Here is a 15,498-nt window from a genome sequence, read left to right on the forward strand (position 1 = left end):
AGATACCCGTCACGCCGTACGGCGTGCAAGTTGCCCAGACCTTAGAGGTCGGCGGCGACGCGCATGGTGGTGATCGAGTCGGGATCGCGCACGGGCTCGCCCTTCTTGATCTGGTCGATGACATCCATGCCTTCGATCACCTCACCCCAGACCGAATACTGCTTGTCGAGCCAAGGGGCGCGTTCGAAGCAGACGAAGAACTGCGAGTTAGCCGAATTCGGGTTGCCAGTGCGCGCCGCCGAGACGGTGCCGCGCTTGTGCGGCTCGGCCGAGAACTCGGCTTTGAGGTCTGGCTTGTCGGAACCGCCGGCGCCGGTGCCGGTCGGATCACCGGTCTGCGCCATGAAGCCATCGATGACGCGGTGGAACACCACGCCGTCGTAGAACTTCTCGCGCGCCAGCTCCTTGTACCGGGCAACGTGGCCCGGTGCGAGGTCGGGACGAAGCTTGATGACGACCTTGCCCTTGGTGGTCTCGAGGACGAGCGTGTCTTCCGGATTTTCGTAGGCCACGTTTGTCTCCTTCTGTGCGGCGGCGTTTTGCCGCCCGGGATAAAAGGCATGCCGGACCCACCTCTCGGCGCCGCCCGGCATTACGATGGTCAGCAAATGGACGATCGGCCGCCCGGAAACAAGCCCGGCGGCACGATCCGTGCCTTACTTGTCGCTGACGGTAACCTTCAGCATCTTATCGGGATTGCTGACCGAACCATTGTCGGCCGCATCGCCCTTCTTGATCTTGTCGACGACGTCCATGCCCTTGGTGACGTTGCCGACCACGGTGTACTGCCCGTTCAGGAAGTCGCCGTCGTCGAGCATGATGAAGAACTGCGAGTTCGCCGAGTCCGGGCTGGACGAGCGGGCCATGCCGACTGCGCCGCGCTTGAACTCTTCCTTGCTGAACTCGGCCTTCAGGTCCGGCAGGTCCGAGCCGCCGGCGCCGGTGCCGGTCGGGTCGCCGGTCTGGGCCATGAAGCCGTCGATGACGCGGTGGAAGACGATGCCGTCGTAGAAGCCCTTCTTGGCGAGCGCCTCGATCTGCTTCACGTGGTTCGGCGCGATGTCCGGACGCAGTGCGATGTCGATATCGCCATCCTTGGTGGTGATGACCAAGGTGTCCTTGGCGCTGGCGGCGGAAACCGCGCCGGCAAGGCTCGAGAGGGTGATCGCGGCGGCGAGGCCGAACTGGGCGAGGCGCTTCATGGTGTCTTCCCGGGATGATTGATCTGGTGGGTGGAAACTAGCGTCGTCAGGCGAACTTCAACCTCAGCGCGGCGGCGACCGCCGGCGGGACGAAAGGCGACACGTCGCCCGACATGGCGGCGATCTGGCGGACCAATGTGGCGGTTATGGGCCTGAATGCCGGGCGCGCCGGCAGGAACAGCGTCACCAGCGCCGGCGCGAGCGTGTCGTTCATGCCGGCCATCTGCATCTCGTAGTCGAGATCCGACCCATCGCGCACGCCGCGCACCAGCGCCGTCGCAGCCTCGCGGCTGGCAAGGTCGACGACGAGGCCATCGAAGGAGACGATGTCCACCGTGCAGGCTGACTTCGGATCGGCATCAAGCACTGACCGGATCAGGTCTGCCCGCTCCTCGAAGCTGAAGAGAGGCTGCTTGCCGGGGTGGACGCCGATGGCCACCACGAGGCGGTCGAACAACCGTATCGACTGCCGGATGAGGTCGAGATGCCCCAAGGTCAACGGATCGAAAGAACCGGGGTAAAGCGCGGTACGGGACGGCATCGGGACGGCCACATCCTTCATTTTTGTAATTTCTTCAGCATGTTGCGAAACCAAGGCTCAATGCCTTTTCCGCTACAAGGAAAGCGCGGAAGGTCAGCGCCCAACACTCGGTTCTGCACTAAATTCTAGGTCGTGGAACGATCAGCGTAAGACTTCGTTAATTCCAGGACAATCGGAGAAGTAACATGCTGGTTTTTGCGCTTGCCCTCGCCATGGCCGCCGGCCTCTGCACCGCCACCGCCGTCGCTCTGCACAACGAGGCAGAGAATTCGCGGGTTAAGGTGGTCGCGCGGCGCCATCGTCCGATGAATTGACCGCGGCCCTGGGCACGGTGGCTCAGTATCCGCACAAGTAGACCAAGACAGTCGAAGCCGCTCGAAAGGGCGGCTTTTTTCGTGACCATCTTAACCGCCTTCAGATTTTATTCGCGCTGTGGAATGGCCCGCGGCACAGCGCGGGCCATGATCATCCCTCGATTTTAGCGTTACTCAGTTGTCGGCTCGTCACCTGGCGGGACGTCCGGGGTTGGCGGGGCCGGCGGCTCGTCGGCGATAACTGCCTCGGCATCAGCTTCGTCGACAACCTCCGATCCCTGGTCCGGGATGCGCTCGACGGAAACGATCCGCTCCCCGTCCGCCGTCTTGAAGATGGTGACGCCCTTGGTGGCGCGGCTGGCCATGCGGATGCCCTCGACCGGCACGCGGATGGCCTGGCCCCGGTCGGAGATCATCATCACCTGATCGCCGGCCTCGACCGGGAAGCCGGCCACCAGCTTGCCAATTTCGCCCGTGCGGGAAATATCGGTCGCCCTGATGCCCTTACCGCCACGCCCGCTAGTGCGGAAGTCGTAGGACGAGGAACGCTTGCCGAAGCCGAACTCGCTGAGCGTCAGGATGAACTGCTCCTGCACGTTGAGGAAAGCGTAGCGCTCCGGCCCGACCTGGGCGGTCTGGTCTTCGGCACTGGCTTCCTCGTCCGCGGGCACCTCGTCGGCCGCCACCTCGTCCGGATCGACCGCGCGCCGCATGCGCTGGTAGATCGACCGCTCGGCCGGGGTCGCGTCGACATGGCGCAGGATCGCCATCGAGATCAGCGTATCGCCTTCGGCGAGCGCCATGCCGCGCACGCCGATCGAATTGCGCCCGGCGAAGACGCGGACGTCCGTGGCGGGGAAGCGGATGCAGAGGCCGGACGAGGCCATCAGCAGCACGTCATCGTCTTCCGAGCAGGTCGCGACGGCGAGGATCTCGTCCCCGGCATCCTCGAGCTTCATGGCAATCTTGCCGTTGCGGTTGACCTGGATAAAGTCGGCCAGCTTGTTGCGGCGGACGGTGCCCTTGGTGGTCGCGAACATCACGTTCAGCTCGCCGGCCTGCGCCTCGTCGTTCGGCAGCGGCATGATCGAGGTGATCCGCTCGTCCTTCTCCAGCGGCAGCATGTTGACGAGCGCCTTGCCGCGCGACTGCGGCGTCGTCAGCGGCAGGCGCCAGACCTTCTCCTTGTAGACGATGCCGCGCGAGGAGAAGAACAGGATCGGCGTGTGGGTGTTGGCGACGAACAGCCGCGTCACCGAATCCTCGTCGCCCTTCAGCGACATGCCTGAGCGGCCCTTGCCGCCGCGGCGCTGGGCCCGGTAGGTCGCGAGCGGCACGCGCTTGATGTAGCCGCCATGGCTGACGGTGACGACCATCTCCTCGCGCGGGATGAGGTCCTCGTCGTCCATGTCGGCGGCGCCCTCGGTGAGCTCGGTCCGCCGCGGCGTCGCGAACTCGTTGCGCACTTCGGTCATCTCTTCCTTGATGATCTCGCGCACGCGGGAGCGCGACGAGAGGATCAGGAGGTACTCCTTGATCTCCTCGCCGATCTTGTTCAGTTCGTCGGCGATTTCATCGCGTCCGAGCGCGGTGAGGCGCTGCAGGCGGAGGTCGAGAATGGCGCGCGCCTGCGTCTCTGACAGGCGGTAGGTGCCCTCTTCCGTGATGCGGTGGCGCGGATCGTCGATCAGCCGGATCAGCGGGGCGACGTCCTTCGCCTCCCAGTGCCGCTCCATCAACTGCTCGCGTGCCGTCTGCGGATCGGGCGCCTGGCGGATCAGCTTGATGATCTCGTCGATGTTGGCGACGGCGATGGCGAGGCCGACGAGGACATGCGCCCGCTCGCGCGCCTTGCGCAGCAGGAACTTGGTGCGCCGGTTCACCACTTCCTCGCGGAAGGCGATGAAGGCCGCCAGCATGTCCGGCAGCGTCATCTGCTCGGGCTTGCCGCCGTTGAGGGCGACCATGTTGGCGCCGAACGAGGTCTGCAGCGGCGTGAAACGGTAGAGCTGGTTCAGGACGACGTCGGTGGTAGCGTCGCGCTTCAGCTCGACGACGACGCGGTAGCCGTCGCGGTCGCTCTCGTCGCGGATGTCGGAAATGCCCTCGATGCGCTTCTCGCGCACCAGTTCGGCCATCTTCTCGATCATCGAGGCCTTGTTCACCTGGTACGGCACCTCGGTGACGATGATCGCCTCGCGCTCGCCACGGATCTGCTCGATGTGCACCTTGCCGCGCATCAGGATCGAGCCGCGACCGGTGGAGTAGGCCGACATAATGCCGGCACGGCCGAGCACCAGCGCGCCCGTCGGGAAGTCCGGCCCCGGAATGAACTCCATCAGCTCGTCCAGGGTGATCGCCGGATTGTCGATCATCGCCATGCAGCCGTCGATGATCTCGCCGAGATTGTGCGGCGGGATGTTCGTCGCCATGCCGACGGCGATGCCACCGGAGCCGTTGACAAGGAGGTTCGGGAAGCGTGCGGGGAGAACGACCGGCTCCATCTCGCGGCCGTCGTAGTTCTCCTGGAAGTTGACCGTCTCTTTGTCGATGTCAGCGAGCAGCGCGTCCGACACCTTCTGCAGCCGCGCCTCGGTGTAGCGCATCGCCGCCGGCGGATCGCCGTCGATCGAGCCGAAATTGCCCTGCCCGTTGATCAGCGGCGCCCGCAGCGACCACTCCTGCGCCATGCGCACGAGGGCGTCGTAGATCGAGGCGTCGCCGTGCGGGTGGAACTTACCCATCACTTCACCGACAACACCGGCCGACTTTCGGAAAGGCCGGTTCCAGACGAGGCCCATCTCGTGCATGGCGTAGAGCACGCGGCGGTGCACCGGCTTCAACCCGTCGCGCACGTCCGGCAGTGCGCGGCTGACGATCACGCTCATCGCGTAATCGAGATAGGATCGCTGCATTTCCTCGACGATGGAGATGGTATCGATGCCGCGAGGGCGTTCCGGTGGGACTGCTGCGATCTCGTCTTCTGCCAAGATTTTATCCTGATGTGTGCTCGAATCTGTTGCCGTTTATAGCGCTTCCCCTGGCCATTGGGCAAATCTGCCGCGGCGCAGCAAGGTGCTAATACTCGTGCGATTACAACCTCTTGCTTGAGCCGGCAAAGAAACCTGCGGACAAGCGCGGTAAACGCCTGTGAATCCGGTGATTTTGCCGGTCGAATCGGCGGTATTGCCCGCCCCGCAGCCCCGTGGCGCCCATATTGAGGCGGCATCCGGCCTGAATTGCCAGAATACCACACAAGAGGAAGGCTCGGTCGCCCTTGAAGGTTACCTCTTCCGGCTGGATTTGCCGCCGCTCGTTCAGAGCCCGCGGCCGATGGCCTACGGCTATCCCTCCGCACGCGAGAAAGCGCCCTGTCCTTCTCCAGTCCAAGTAAAGACGCGATGCCCATCTTCGCTGTGAAACCATTGCGGCAGGTCTTGGCGGGATCTTGAACCCTATCGTAATTCCGCCGAGCTTCGGTGCAGGTTGCCCCTTGCGCAAGGATCGGCCGATACCCGAGGACTGGACGGAAGATCGCCTGAAGGACAAGCCGGACGTGCCGGACGTCTCACCCCCAACGACTGGAGCTCGTCGATGCCTAGCCTATTCAAGACCGTCCTTCTTGCCGCGCTGGTCGGCACCGCGCTGTCGGGCACGGCGACGGCCGAGCCGATCTGGACGCTCGACGGGCTGAAGAACCCCGCTGCGGTAGAACCGGACCTTCCTGCGGGCATTCTCTACGTCACCGAGATGGCCGGCGACCGGCAGGCGAAGGACGGCCTCGGCTCGATCTCCAAGGTTTCGCCAGACGGCAAGGTGCTGGAGGAAGGATGGGTGTCCGGTCTCAATGCGCCGAAGGGTATCGGACGGGTCGAGGGAACGCTCTACGTCGCCGACATCGACGAGCTGGTGGCTGTCGAGATCGAGACCGGCAAGATCACCCAGCGCTACCCGGCGCCCGGCGCTGTCGCCCTGCACGACGTGTCGACGGCACGCGACGGACGTGTTTTCGTTTCCGATACCGCCACCAACACGATCTGGCTGCTGGAGAAGGGCAGCTTCAAGCCGTGGCTGCAGAGCGACGTCCTGAACGCACCCGAGGGCATCGCCGTCGACGTGGACCGCCTTCTCGTCGCGGGGCTTGGCCAGGTGCCGAAGGATGGGAAGCCCGGTGCGCCCACCCATCTCGTCGAGATTTCGTTCAGCGACAAGGAGCCGCATGCGCTCGGCGACGGCACGGCGGTCGGCTTCCTCGATGGCCTCGCCATCGTCGGCGACGGAACCTACCTGTCGACCGACATCGTCAAGGGGCCGCTCTACCGGATCTACGAGAACGGCGCGGTCGACAGGCTGATGGATTTTGCGCCGGGCGCTGCCGATCTCGCCTACGACTTCGCCAGCAAGGTGGCCTACGTCCCGCTGTCGACCGAAGGCAAGCTCGTCGCCATCCAGCTCGAATGATCTGCGGCCGCTGAAAGCTTCGCTGACTGCTTCCCCTAAGAGGATCCGACACAGAAAGGCGGCGCCCGAAGGCGCCGCCTTTCAATTCTGCGGAAAGCCTTGAAAAGCCCTGGGGCGTTACGATCAGGCGATCTTGCCGCCGCCCTGCCGGGTGATGGCGAGCACCGACGGCCGAACCGGCATGTCGTCCTTGAAGTCCGGCCAGCGGGTGGACAGGTCTTCGTAGTAGGAGAGCCGGCCGAAGCCGTCCCAGTCCTCGCCGCCGTCGCCGGGATGCTGGACGGCGACAAAAGCCGTCTGCATGTCGGGCAGGAGCAGCGGGCCGCACATTTCCGCGCCCACCGGCACGCGGAAGAACAGCTTCGAGGTTCCACGCGCAGCGCCCTCGGTATCCACGGCCCAGAGGCCGTCCGCACGACCGGTGTCCTTCGGCGAGTTGCCATCGGTCGAGACCCACAGCCGCCCGTCGGTGTCGATCGCGCAGTTGTCGGGCATGCCGAACCAGCCGTTCTTGGTGGTCTCGGTGGAGAAGGTGGCGCCGACCGCCGCGACCGACGGATCGCCGCACTTCAACAGAACTTCCCACGTGCCCGTGGTGGCGGCGAAGTCGCCCCCCTCCTCGGCGATCTCGATGATGTGGCCGAACGCGTTCTTGGCGCGGGGGTTGGCGGCGTCGACCTGGTCGTCCTTGCGCTTGGTATTGTTCGTCAGCATCACGTAGACGCGGCCGGTCTTCTCGTCCGGGCCGATGTCTTCCGGGCGGTCCATCGGCGTCGCGCCGAGAAGGTCGGCGGCGCGGCGCGTCTCGATCAGGACGTCGGCTTGGCTGGCGAAGCCGTTCGCCGGCGTCAGCGGACCGTCGCCGTGGACGAGGGATAGCCAGGCGATCTTGCCGTCATCCTCAAACTTCGCGACGTACAGCGTCCCCTCGTCGAGGAGATCCATATTCGCCGCGCGATCATCCGGATTGTACTTTCCGGCGGTGACGAACTTGTAGACGTAGTCGAAGCGCTCGTCGTCGCCGAGATAGAAGACGACGCGGCCGTCGCGGCTGACCACGTTGTCGGCGCCTTCATGCTTGAAGCGGCCAAGCGCCGTGCGCTTCTTCGGGATGGAGTTGGGATCGTTAACGTCGACCTCTACCACCCAGCCGAAACGGTTCGGCTCGTTCGGCTCCTTCGAGACGTCGAAACGGTCGTGGAACTTGCCCCAGGCATAGGTGCCCTCGGGAATGCCAAGGCGCTTGTAGTTGGCGGCTTCGGGATGTCCCGCCGGCAGCTCACCCATGAAGTAGCCGTGGATGTTCTCCTCGGCCATGATGTAGGTGCCCCAGGGCGTCACGCCGCCGGCGCAGTTGTTGATCGTGCCGAAGACCTTGCGGCCGGTCGCATCGGCGGATGTCTTCAGGCGGTCATGGCCGGCGGCCGGGCCGCTGAGGGCCATCTCGGTCGTCGACATGATGCGCCGGTTGTTGGCGCCATCCCGAACGACCTGCCATTTGCCGTCGGCTTTGCGGATCTCGACCACCGTGCCGCCATGCGCCGCCATCTCGACGTCGACGCGGTTCTGGTCGGGATCGGACATCTCGATCTTGGCAAGCGTCTTGCCTGGGTTCTTCTCGTCCGGCGACTGGACGATCTTGACGATCCCGGGGAACATCAGATGCTCGTTGGTGTATTCGTGGTTCACCACGAGGTAGCCGTGCTCGGACGAGCCGTCGATCGGGATGTAGCCGACATAGTCGTTGTTGTAGCCGAACTGACGGGCCTGGGATTCCGCCGTCTGCTTCGTCGGGTCGAAGGCCGGCGAATCGGCGAAGAGGCCATCGCCCCAGCGCAGGAGGATATCCGCGTCGTAGCCCTCGGCGACGTGGTGGTGGGCGTCGATCCCGGCCTCGACTTCCTTGAAAGTGAAGCGGGACCCGGCCCCCTCGGCCCGTGCGTCGTCGGCGGCGACCAGCGCCAGCGGACTCACCGTCGCGGCGATCGCGGTGGCGGCCAGCGAACCGCGCAGAAAGTCGCGGCGCGAGAAGCGCACCGCGATGATCTCACCCATGGTCCGGTTCGACGTCGGATTGTGGCCTTCGCCCTCTTCCGCTTCCAGCTGGCTGGTCCGGAAGACGGCGCCTTGCACGGTCGGCTTGCTCATGGTGCGTTTCCTGTTCGACGGGATGTCGCAGGCTCGATCCGAAATGCTGTCGGCATCGGTTTCGAACCATTCCAAGGAGCAATACGAGCGAAAGATAACAGGTCCATGACATCGATCGCGGCCCTCCCCACCCCTCATGGCCTCTTCGATCCAGCCTCCCTATCGTCCGTCACGATGGCCCACGATGCAAAGGCCGTTCGCGTACCGGCGCGATTTCCGGCCCGGAGGCACTTCATTGTCTCACGGACACCGCCGGGGTCGGTGGAACGTCAGTCACCGTCGCCCGCGTCCCACCTTCCCCTAAAGGCTTCACCGCTTCAGCTGCATCAGGCCTGAACCTGCCGTCCCACTTCGGTGAAGTCGATCTTGCCAGTGCCGAGGAGCGGGATCTTGCCGACGACGACCTTCGAAGGGGCCATCAGGTCGGAGGCGTTGCGTGACTTCAGGAAGCGGGCGAACTCCAGACGGTCGGCATTCTCGGCCTCGGTGAGAAGCACGATCGCCTCGCCCTTCTTGGCGTCCTTCACCACGGCGGCCGCAGACGCGGCCCCGGGCCAGAACTCCGCTGCGAGGGCCTCGAGGGCCGCCAGCGAAACCATCTCGCCGCCGATCTTGGCGAAGCGCTTGGCGCGGCCGAGGATCTTCACAAAACCCTCGGCATCGATGTCGACGACGTCGCCGGTATCGTGCCAGCCGTCGACGAGGGCCTCCAGCACCCCTGGATTTTCCTCGCGGAGATAGCCCAGCATGACGTTGGGTCCGCGGACGTGCAGCCGGCCGCCCGTCTCCACGCCATCGACGGCCTCGAGACGATGCTCCATGCCCGGCATCAGCTGGCCGACCGTGCCGGGCCGGTTGAACAGCGGCGTGTTGAGCGCCACCACCGGCGAGCACTCGGTCACGCCGTAGCCCTCGAGCAGCCGGACGTCGAACTTCTCGGACCAGACCTTGCGCGTCGAGTCCTTCACCGGCTCGGCGCCCGAGAAGACGTAGCGCATCGAGCGGAAGTCGTAGGCGTTGGCTGTGCGGGCATAGCCGGCGAGGAAGGTGTCGGTGCCGAACATGATGGTCGAGTTCGAATTGTAGGCGATTTCCGGCACGATCCGGTAGTGCAGCGGCGACGGGTAGAAGTAGACAGGCACGCCATGCGTCAGCGGCAGGATGGTCGCTGCGGTGAGGCCGAAAGAGTGGAACATCGGCAGGATGTTCAGCACCTTGTCGGACCGGTCGAACGAGATCCGAGCCGCCGCCTGCGCGGCATTCGCCAGCATGTTGCGGTGACTGAGGACGACGCCCTTTGGCTTGCCTTCCGATCCCGACGTGAACAGGACAACGGCGCCGTCGTCGGCCTTCGCCCGGCTGGCGATCCGTTTTCTGCCGAGGAAGCCGGAGAGCTTGTCGAGGAAGCCGATGCTTTCCCGGACTTCCTCGAGCCAGACAATTTTGAACTCCGCTGACAGGGCCTCGACCAGCGGCTGCAGCTTGCCTTGCTCGACAAAGGCCTTCGAGGTGAGGATGGTCTCGGCCTTGCACGCCCGCATGCCGGACGCGACGTTCGCGGCGCCCGCAGTGAAGTTCACCATCGCCGGCACCTTGCCCGAGCGGGTCAGCGCCAGGAAGGTCACGAGTGCGCCGATCGAACTCGGCAGCATCAGCCCGACGGTGGACTGTTTCTTGAGCAGGGCATCGAGCTTGCGGGCGAGGACGGCCGAAGAGACCAACAGCTTGCCGTAGGACATGCGCCCTGCCCGCGGATCCTCGGCGGCGTTCGTTGACATGCCGAACTTCTGCGCCGCGTTTACCACGGCGCGTGCCACGGTGCGGTCGGTGTCGGAGGAGTCGACGACCGTCCTCGACATCAGCTCGTAGAGTGCCGCGCCGGCACTGGCGCGGCGGCGGGCACCGCGCAGCGCCGGATCCACGCTGATGGACTGCGGCTCGCCGACCGTGACGACCACCTTGGGGAAGAGCTGGCGCCGCACCTGCGTGTCCTTCATCCGCGAGAAAGGCGAACGCTCAAGCCCGTCGATCCGCACGGGGACGACGCTTGCGCCGGTCTTGTCGGCCACCATCGCCGCGCCGTCATAGACCTTCATCAGGCTACCGGTCACAGAGATCCGTCCCTCGGGAAAGATCACGACCGGATCATCGCCCTGGATGGTCCGCACCAGGGTGCGCGTCCCCATTGGCTTCGTCGGGTCCATGGGTAAGGCGCGGGTGGCGTTGAGGAACGGCTTTGCCCACCAGCGCTGGGCGATCTCGGTGTTGACGGCGAAGACCGGGTTCAGATCGGTCAGCGCGAGCGCCAGCGGTCCGTCGAGGAACGAGGTGTGGTTGGGCGCAAGGATCATGCGGCTGCCCGCCTTGGCGACGTTGTCGAGGCCGCGCACTTCCATGCGGTGGAAGACGCGGAAGTACATCGAGGCGACATCATAGAGCGGCTTTGTCGGCAGCTTAATGAACATCAACACAGCCGCGACCAGATTGAGAACGGCGAGCACGCCAAGGATGGCGGGGGCCGACAGACCCGCGGCTTGTCCGGCCGCAACGGCGATGCCGGCCAGTGCCATGCCGATGGCGGAAAGGATGTTGGAGCCCGCCACCGTACGCGCGCGGCGACGGCTGTCCGACCAGGCCTGGAGAGCGGCCGCCGACGGCACGGCCACAAGCGAGCCGGAAAAGGCGATGCCAGCGAGATCGATGAGCGAACGCATCCCGCCGGCGCCCGCCAGCAATGCCGTGGCGGCCGTGCCGTCCATGAACCAGGTGGAACAGGCGAGATCGGCCGAGAAACCGGCCATCAGGAGTGCGCCGAGCGGCACGGGAAGGAGGACCACCCGCCCCTTGACGAGGGCGGCAGCGACCGCCGATCCGACCGCGACCGCGATGGCGAAGGTCGCGAGGCACAGCGTGACGGCGCTCTGCTCGCCGCCGAAAGAGTCGCGGACGAGCACGGGAAGGATGGAGAGGCAGACCGCGCCGATAGTCCAGAACCAGGCCTGCATCGCGGCGACGGTGAAGAGCCGGTTGTCGAGCCGGAGCGCCGCGACCTCATGCCAGGTCGAACGGAAGATGTTGGGGTCTAGCCGCGCGGTCAGGTCGCCGGTGCCGGTCCGGGGGATGGCGAAGCTGCAGGCCCAGCAGGCGATGGCGAGGACGCCGATGGCAGGCCCGACGAGGCTGCGCGCCGCTTCGGTTCCCGAGAGAAGACCGGCGCCGACTGTGCCCGTCAAAATCGCGAAGAAGGTCGCGCCCTCGATCCAGGCATTGGCGCGGGGCAGGTCCTCGGGACTGAGGTGATCGGGAAGGATGCCGTATTTCACGGGACCGAACATCGCCGAGACGACGCCGAAGGCGAACAGCGCGCCGAACATCAGTGGCAGCGAGACAAGATAGAGCCCCGCGACAGCCACGGTCGCCGCCCCGATCTCGGCGAGCTTCAGGTAGCGTGCGACCAGCGCCTTGTCGTTTCGGTCAGCGATCTGCCCGCCCAGCGCCGACAGCAGCACGAAGGGCAGGATGAACACCGCGCCCGCCAACGGCACCAGCGCAGCACCCCCCTCTCCCGCCAGTCCGAACAGGATCAAGAGGACGACGGCGTTCTTCAGGAAGTTGTCGGTGAAGGCCGAAAGCAACTGCGTGACGAAAAGCGGCAGGAAACGCCGCGAGCCGAGCAGCGAGCCCGGTATCGGCTGGGGAACGGCAGGTTGATTCACTGACGCCGCCACCTCGATCGAAGCGAGGTCGTCATAGGGTTGGGCTGAAAGCGCAGACTTGATGGCGCTGATCATGGGTGCTATCCATCTTTGAGCACGGTTCAATATTGAACAGCACTCATATTTATACGAAGCAGGGATGCCTGCAAGTGCAAAATTGAACGTGGTTCAAAAAACTAGGGTATGGCATGACGGTCGCGGAAAAGCGCGAAGCACTGCGGGTTAGGCTCATCGATGCGGCGGTGCAGGCTGTCGAAAACGGCGGGATGTCCTCGCTGCGCGTGAAGGATGTCGCGCGCGTCGCCGGCTGTTCGCTCGGGCAGGTCTATACGTTCTTCGAGGACATCGATGCCGTGATGGTCGCCGTCAATTCGCTGACCATCGCCGAACTCGATGCCCATCTCGCCGAGAACGCGCTGTCGCTGGATGCGGCGGCCCCGACGGCCGTGCTCGTCTCGCTGGCGCACGGCTATCTCGACTTCGCCCACACCCGCCGCCATGCCTGGGCCGCGCTGTTCGAGCGGGCCGCGGTTTCCGGCAAGGCGGCGCCCGAATGGCACCGCGCCGAGCATCTTGCCCTCGTCGCGCGCATCATCGTTCCGCTCCGCGCCCTGCTGCCGTCCTGGTCCGAGGACGCCATTGCCGAACTCGCGCTGTCGATGTTCTCGATGGTGCACGGCATTGTCTCGATCGGGCTGCTTGAAACCGTTGTCTCGGTCCCGCTCGCCCAGCTGGGTCGTCAGCTGGAAACGGTCGTCGACGCCCTCTGCCGGGGACTTGGCTAATAGGCCAGCCCTCAGTTGCCGGTCGCGGTCTGCAGCGAACCGCCGAGATTGCGTCCGACATCCTCCAGACGTGTCCCCAGTCGCTCCCGCTCGTCCCGGCTGACGATCGCGCCGGGCACGCTGACGGCCGCGCCGATGGCGGAACCGACGCCCTGCGCCGTACCGATGGCGGTGGCTCCGATCGTGTCAGCGAGGCTTAGGCGCGTATCCGACACCTTGTCGCCGGCGATCAGCCGCGCCCCGATGGCCTGCACGACATCGGCGCTCTCGGCAAATTTGGTGTGGTTGAGGCTATCGCCGGCCCGCACTTGCGTGAGGTCCACCACGTCGATGCCGCGCTTGTCGAAAGCCGCTTGAACGTCGGGCTGCGTGAGGTCCACCGATCCCAGGCGCTGGACGCCGCCCGCCAACCGCCGCGAGACGAGGAGCGCCCTGTCGTCCTGCGAGGTGAAGATGGTGATGCGCGCCTGCTCGGGGCCGATCTCGTCGAGCTGCTCGCGGAAGACGTCGACGTCGAGATCGGGCGAGGCAAGAACGATGTTGCGCAGTTTCTCCGGCAGCTTGCCTTGGCGGATCGCTACTTGCTGCAAGGCTTCCATCGCCAGCCAGCTGCCCATCGAGTGGGCCATGATGGTAATTTCCCCGACGCGCGGATCCTTGCCCGCTTGCTCGATTAGTGATTCCAAGGCGCGGCGAGAGAAGTTCGCGCTTTCGCGGTCGTACAGGTAGCCAAAAATGCTGCCCTTCGACGGCCAGGTGAACAGCAAGGGCGCGGCGTTCACGCGGGTGTCGTAACTGATCTGGGCGAAGCGCATCACCGCTTCCTCGTAGGTCGAGTTGAAGCCGTGCACGAAGATCAGCAGTCGGCCTTTCGGCCCGGCAACGCGGCGAAACCAGTCGACAGACCCGGCCTTGTCGAGCGGCTCGACCTTCAACGCCACGAATTCGTTGGCGGGGTTGCCGGGATTGCGTTTGGGATAAATCACTGCGCCGGGTTTGCGAACGCTGTCCGGCGGAATGGAGACGACGATGTTCTCCATGGTGAGGCCAGCGCCCCGCTCGCCGGAGAACACCACGCCCGGCACGTCGGAGCGGGCGCGCGTCGTGGCCACCAGCATGTCGACGACATGGGCCCCCGGAACCGTCCCAGCCACCGGCTGCAAGGTCGCATAAGGGCGGGACGCACAACTCGAGAAGCTCGCGACAAGAGCAAGCCCGACGATCAGCAGAAATCTGGGACGACGGATCGGCGGAGTTTCAGCGGCACGCTGCATGGGCAAGATCTTTCAGGGCGACACGACCACCTGCCAGGACAGACGACGAAGGCGAGAACGATCGGACCCTCCCTCAAAGGCACCGTTACCCGTTGGTTAAAGCCTGTGGCGATCGAATGCGATCATCCTGTGGCAGAGGAGCGCAGGCGCGCCCGGTCGCGTGGTAGAAGCCGGATAGTGCCTTCGGAGCAGGAGCCAAAACAGGGGTTGGGAGCCTGCCGGCTCCCTCCCCTGCATGGCTGTGCCGACAGGCGTCAGAACGGAATTTCGTCGTCGAGGTCACGCGAGGAGCCGCCGCCGCCGCCGCCGCGATCGGAACCGCCACGGTCGTCCTGCCCACCGCGGTCGTAACCGCCGCCGCCGCCACGGCCCGATGAACCTCGGCCACCGCCGCCACCACCGCCGCCGCCGCGATCGTAGTCATCGCCGCCGCCGCCGCCACCACCGCCGCTATTGTCGCCGCGGCCACCGAGCATCTGCAGCTCGCCCCGAAAACGCTGGAGGACGACTTCCGTGGTGAACTTCTTCACGCCAGCCTGGTCTTCCCACGACCGGGTCTGAAGCTGGCCCTCGATGTAGACGGTCGAGCCCTTCTTCAGGTACTGCTCGGCGACCTTCACGAGATTCTCGTTGAAGATCACGACGTTGTGCCACTCCGTCTTCTCCTTGCGCTCGCCCGAGGACTTGTCGCGCCAAGTTTCCGAGGTCGCAATGCGCATGTTGACGACGGAATCGCCCGAGTTCAGCCGCCGAATTTCCGGATCGGCCCCGAGATTGCCGACCAGGATTACCTTGTTGACGCTACCCACCATGACCGTCTCCGTCTAAATGTCTGCCGCCAGTGCGCGGCTTGGGCGCACGATAGAACATTCGCCCGCGCTGCGTCCGCCTCGGCGGCATCTTTCCACAGGCCCGGCGTCGTGTCCGGGTTTCCCCTATGATTTATGTTCGTACTATGTTCTCGTGACAAGGTGCTTTTCCAGGATCACGTCGATTCCTTTCACCCGCTTCTCGACATCGGGAAGATAAATTTTATCTAAGCTCTGGGCGTGCCGCA

At 65.0% G+C, this 15,498-nt stretch carries 11 protein-coding genes; 3 read left to right on the forward strand and 8 right to left on the reverse strand.

Annotated features, from left to right (window positions below):
* Window positions 1–41: 41 nt before the first annotated feature.
* From ACZLZY_RS10275 to coaD, 3 genes are all read right to left on the reverse strand, one after another.
* Window positions 42–512 (reverse strand): peptidylprolyl isomerase, encoded by a 471-nt coding sequence (locus tag ACZLZY_RS10275; protein WP_472933449.1) that lies wholly within the window; start codon window positions 510–512, stop codon window positions 42–44.
* A 144-nt stretch (window positions 513–656) separates the two neighbouring features.
* Window positions 657–1,202: a peptidylprolyl isomerase gene (locus tag ACZLZY_RS10280; RefSeq protein WP_472933450.1), complete on the reverse strand. Its 546-nt coding sequence runs from the start codon at window positions 1,200–1,202 to the stop codon at window positions 657–659.
* Window positions 1,203–1,248: 46 nt separating this feature from the next.
* Window positions 1,249–1,743 (reverse strand): pantetheine-phosphate adenylyltransferase, encoded by a 495-nt coding sequence (coaD, locus tag ACZLZY_RS10285; protein ID WP_472933451.1) that lies wholly within the window; start codon window positions 1,741–1,743, stop codon window positions 1,249–1,251.
* Between the two features lie 185 nt (window positions 1,744–1,928).
* Between coaD and ACZLZY_RS10290 the strand changes: the two genes are divergently transcribed.
* Window positions 1,929–2,057: a hypothetical protein gene (locus tag ACZLZY_RS10290; protein WP_472933452.1), complete on the forward strand. Its 129-nt coding sequence runs from the start codon at window positions 1,929–1,931 to the stop codon at window positions 2,055–2,057.
* A gap of 170 nt (window positions 2,058–2,227) precedes the next feature.
* Here ACZLZY_RS10290 and gyrA read toward each other — a convergent pair whose 3' ends face one another.
* Window positions 2,228–4,972 carry a DNA gyrase subunit A gene (gene gyrA / locus ACZLZY_RS10295; protein ID WP_472933563.1) on the reverse strand — a complete coding sequence of 915 codons (2,745 nt, stop codon included), beginning with the start codon at window positions 4,970–4,972 and terminating at the stop codon, window positions 2,228–2,230.
* A 679-nt stretch (window positions 4,973–5,651) separates the two neighbouring features.
* Between gyrA and ACZLZY_RS10300 the strand changes: the two genes are divergently transcribed.
* A complete protein-coding gene (locus ACZLZY_RS10300; RefSeq protein WP_472933453.1) occupies window positions 5,652–6,518 on the forward strand; it encodes an SMP-30/gluconolactonase/LRE family protein in 867 nt (288 codons plus the stop codon).
* A gap of 123 nt (window positions 6,519–6,641) precedes the next feature.
* Here ACZLZY_RS10300 and ACZLZY_RS10305 read toward each other — a convergent pair whose 3' ends face one another.
* Window positions 6,642–8,666, reverse strand: coding sequence for a PhoX family protein (locus ACZLZY_RS10305; protein ID WP_472933454.1), 2,025 nt, complete (start codon window positions 8,664–8,666; stop codon window positions 6,642–6,644).
* A 326-nt stretch (window positions 8,667–8,992) separates the two neighbouring features.
* On the reverse strand, window positions 8,993–12,355 hold the full coding sequence (locus ACZLZY_RS10310) for an acyl-[ACP]--phospholipid O-acyltransferase (RefSeq protein ID WP_472933564.1): 3,363 nt from the start codon (window positions 12,353–12,355) through the stop codon (window positions 8,993–8,995).
* Window positions 12,356–12,570: 215 nt separating this feature from the next.
* On the opposite strand from ACZLZY_RS10310, the gene ACZLZY_RS10315 reads away from it, so the two are divergent.
* Window positions 12,571–13,167, forward strand: a complete 597-nt coding sequence (locus ACZLZY_RS10315) for a TetR/AcrR family transcriptional regulator (RefSeq protein ID WP_472933455.1) — start codon at window positions 12,571–12,573, stop codon at window positions 13,165–13,167.
* Between the two features lie 11 nt (window positions 13,168–13,178).
* On the opposite strand, the gene ACZLZY_RS10320 is transcribed toward ACZLZY_RS10315, so the two are convergent.
* On the reverse strand, window positions 13,179–14,285 hold the full coding sequence (locus ACZLZY_RS10320; protein WP_472933565.1) for an alpha/beta hydrolase: 1,107 nt from the start codon (window positions 14,283–14,285) through the stop codon (window positions 13,179–13,181).
* A gap of 410 nt (window positions 14,286–14,695) precedes the next feature.
* The gene (gene ssb / locus ACZLZY_RS10325; protein ID WP_472933456.1) at window positions 14,696–15,253 is read right to left on the reverse strand and encodes a single-stranded DNA-binding protein; all 558 of its coding nucleotides are present in this window, start codon (window positions 15,251–15,253) and stop codon (window positions 14,696–14,698) included.
* Between the last annotated feature and the right edge of the window lie 245 nt (window positions 15,254–15,498).

The organism is Mesocryomonas lacus (genome assembly GCF_055730135.2).

Excerpts from the sequence above, each read along its gene's own strand:
- coaD (WP_472933451.1), bottom strand. The coding sequence starts at position 1,743 with ATGCCGTCCCGTACCGCGCTTTACCCCGGTTCTTTCGATCCGTTGACC.
- ACZLZY_RS10305 (WP_472933454.1), bottom strand. The coding sequence starts at position 8,666 with ATGAGCAAGCCGACCGTGCAAGGCGCCGTCTTCCGGACCAGCCAGCTG.
- ACZLZY_RS10315 (WP_472933455.1), top strand. The coding sequence starts at position 12,571 with ATGACGGTCGCGGAAAAGCGCGAAGCACTGCGGGTTAGGCTCATCGAT.
- ACZLZY_RS10300 (WP_472933453.1), top strand. The coding sequence starts at position 5,652 with ATGCCTAGCCTATTCAAGACCGTCCTTCTTGCCGCGCTGGTCGGCACC.
- ACZLZY_RS10290 (WP_472933452.1), top strand. The coding sequence starts at position 1,929 with ATGCTGGTTTTTGCGCTTGCCCTCGCCATGGCCGCCGGCCTCTGCACC.
- gyrA (WP_472933563.1), bottom strand. The coding sequence starts at position 4,972 with ATGCAGCGATCCTATCTCGATTACGCGATGAGCGTGATCGTCAGCCGC.
- ssb (WP_472933456.1), bottom strand. The coding sequence starts at position 15,253 with ATGGTGGGTAGCGTCAACAAGGTAATCCTGGTCGGCAATCTCGGGGCC.
- ACZLZY_RS10280 (WP_472933450.1), bottom strand. The coding sequence starts at position 1,202 with ATGAAGCGCCTCGCCCAGTTCGGCCTCGCCGCCGCGATCACCCTCTCG.
- ACZLZY_RS10320 (WP_472933565.1), bottom strand. The coding sequence starts at position 14,285 with ATGCTGGTGGCCACGACGCGCGCCCGCTCCGACGTGCCGGGCGTGGTG.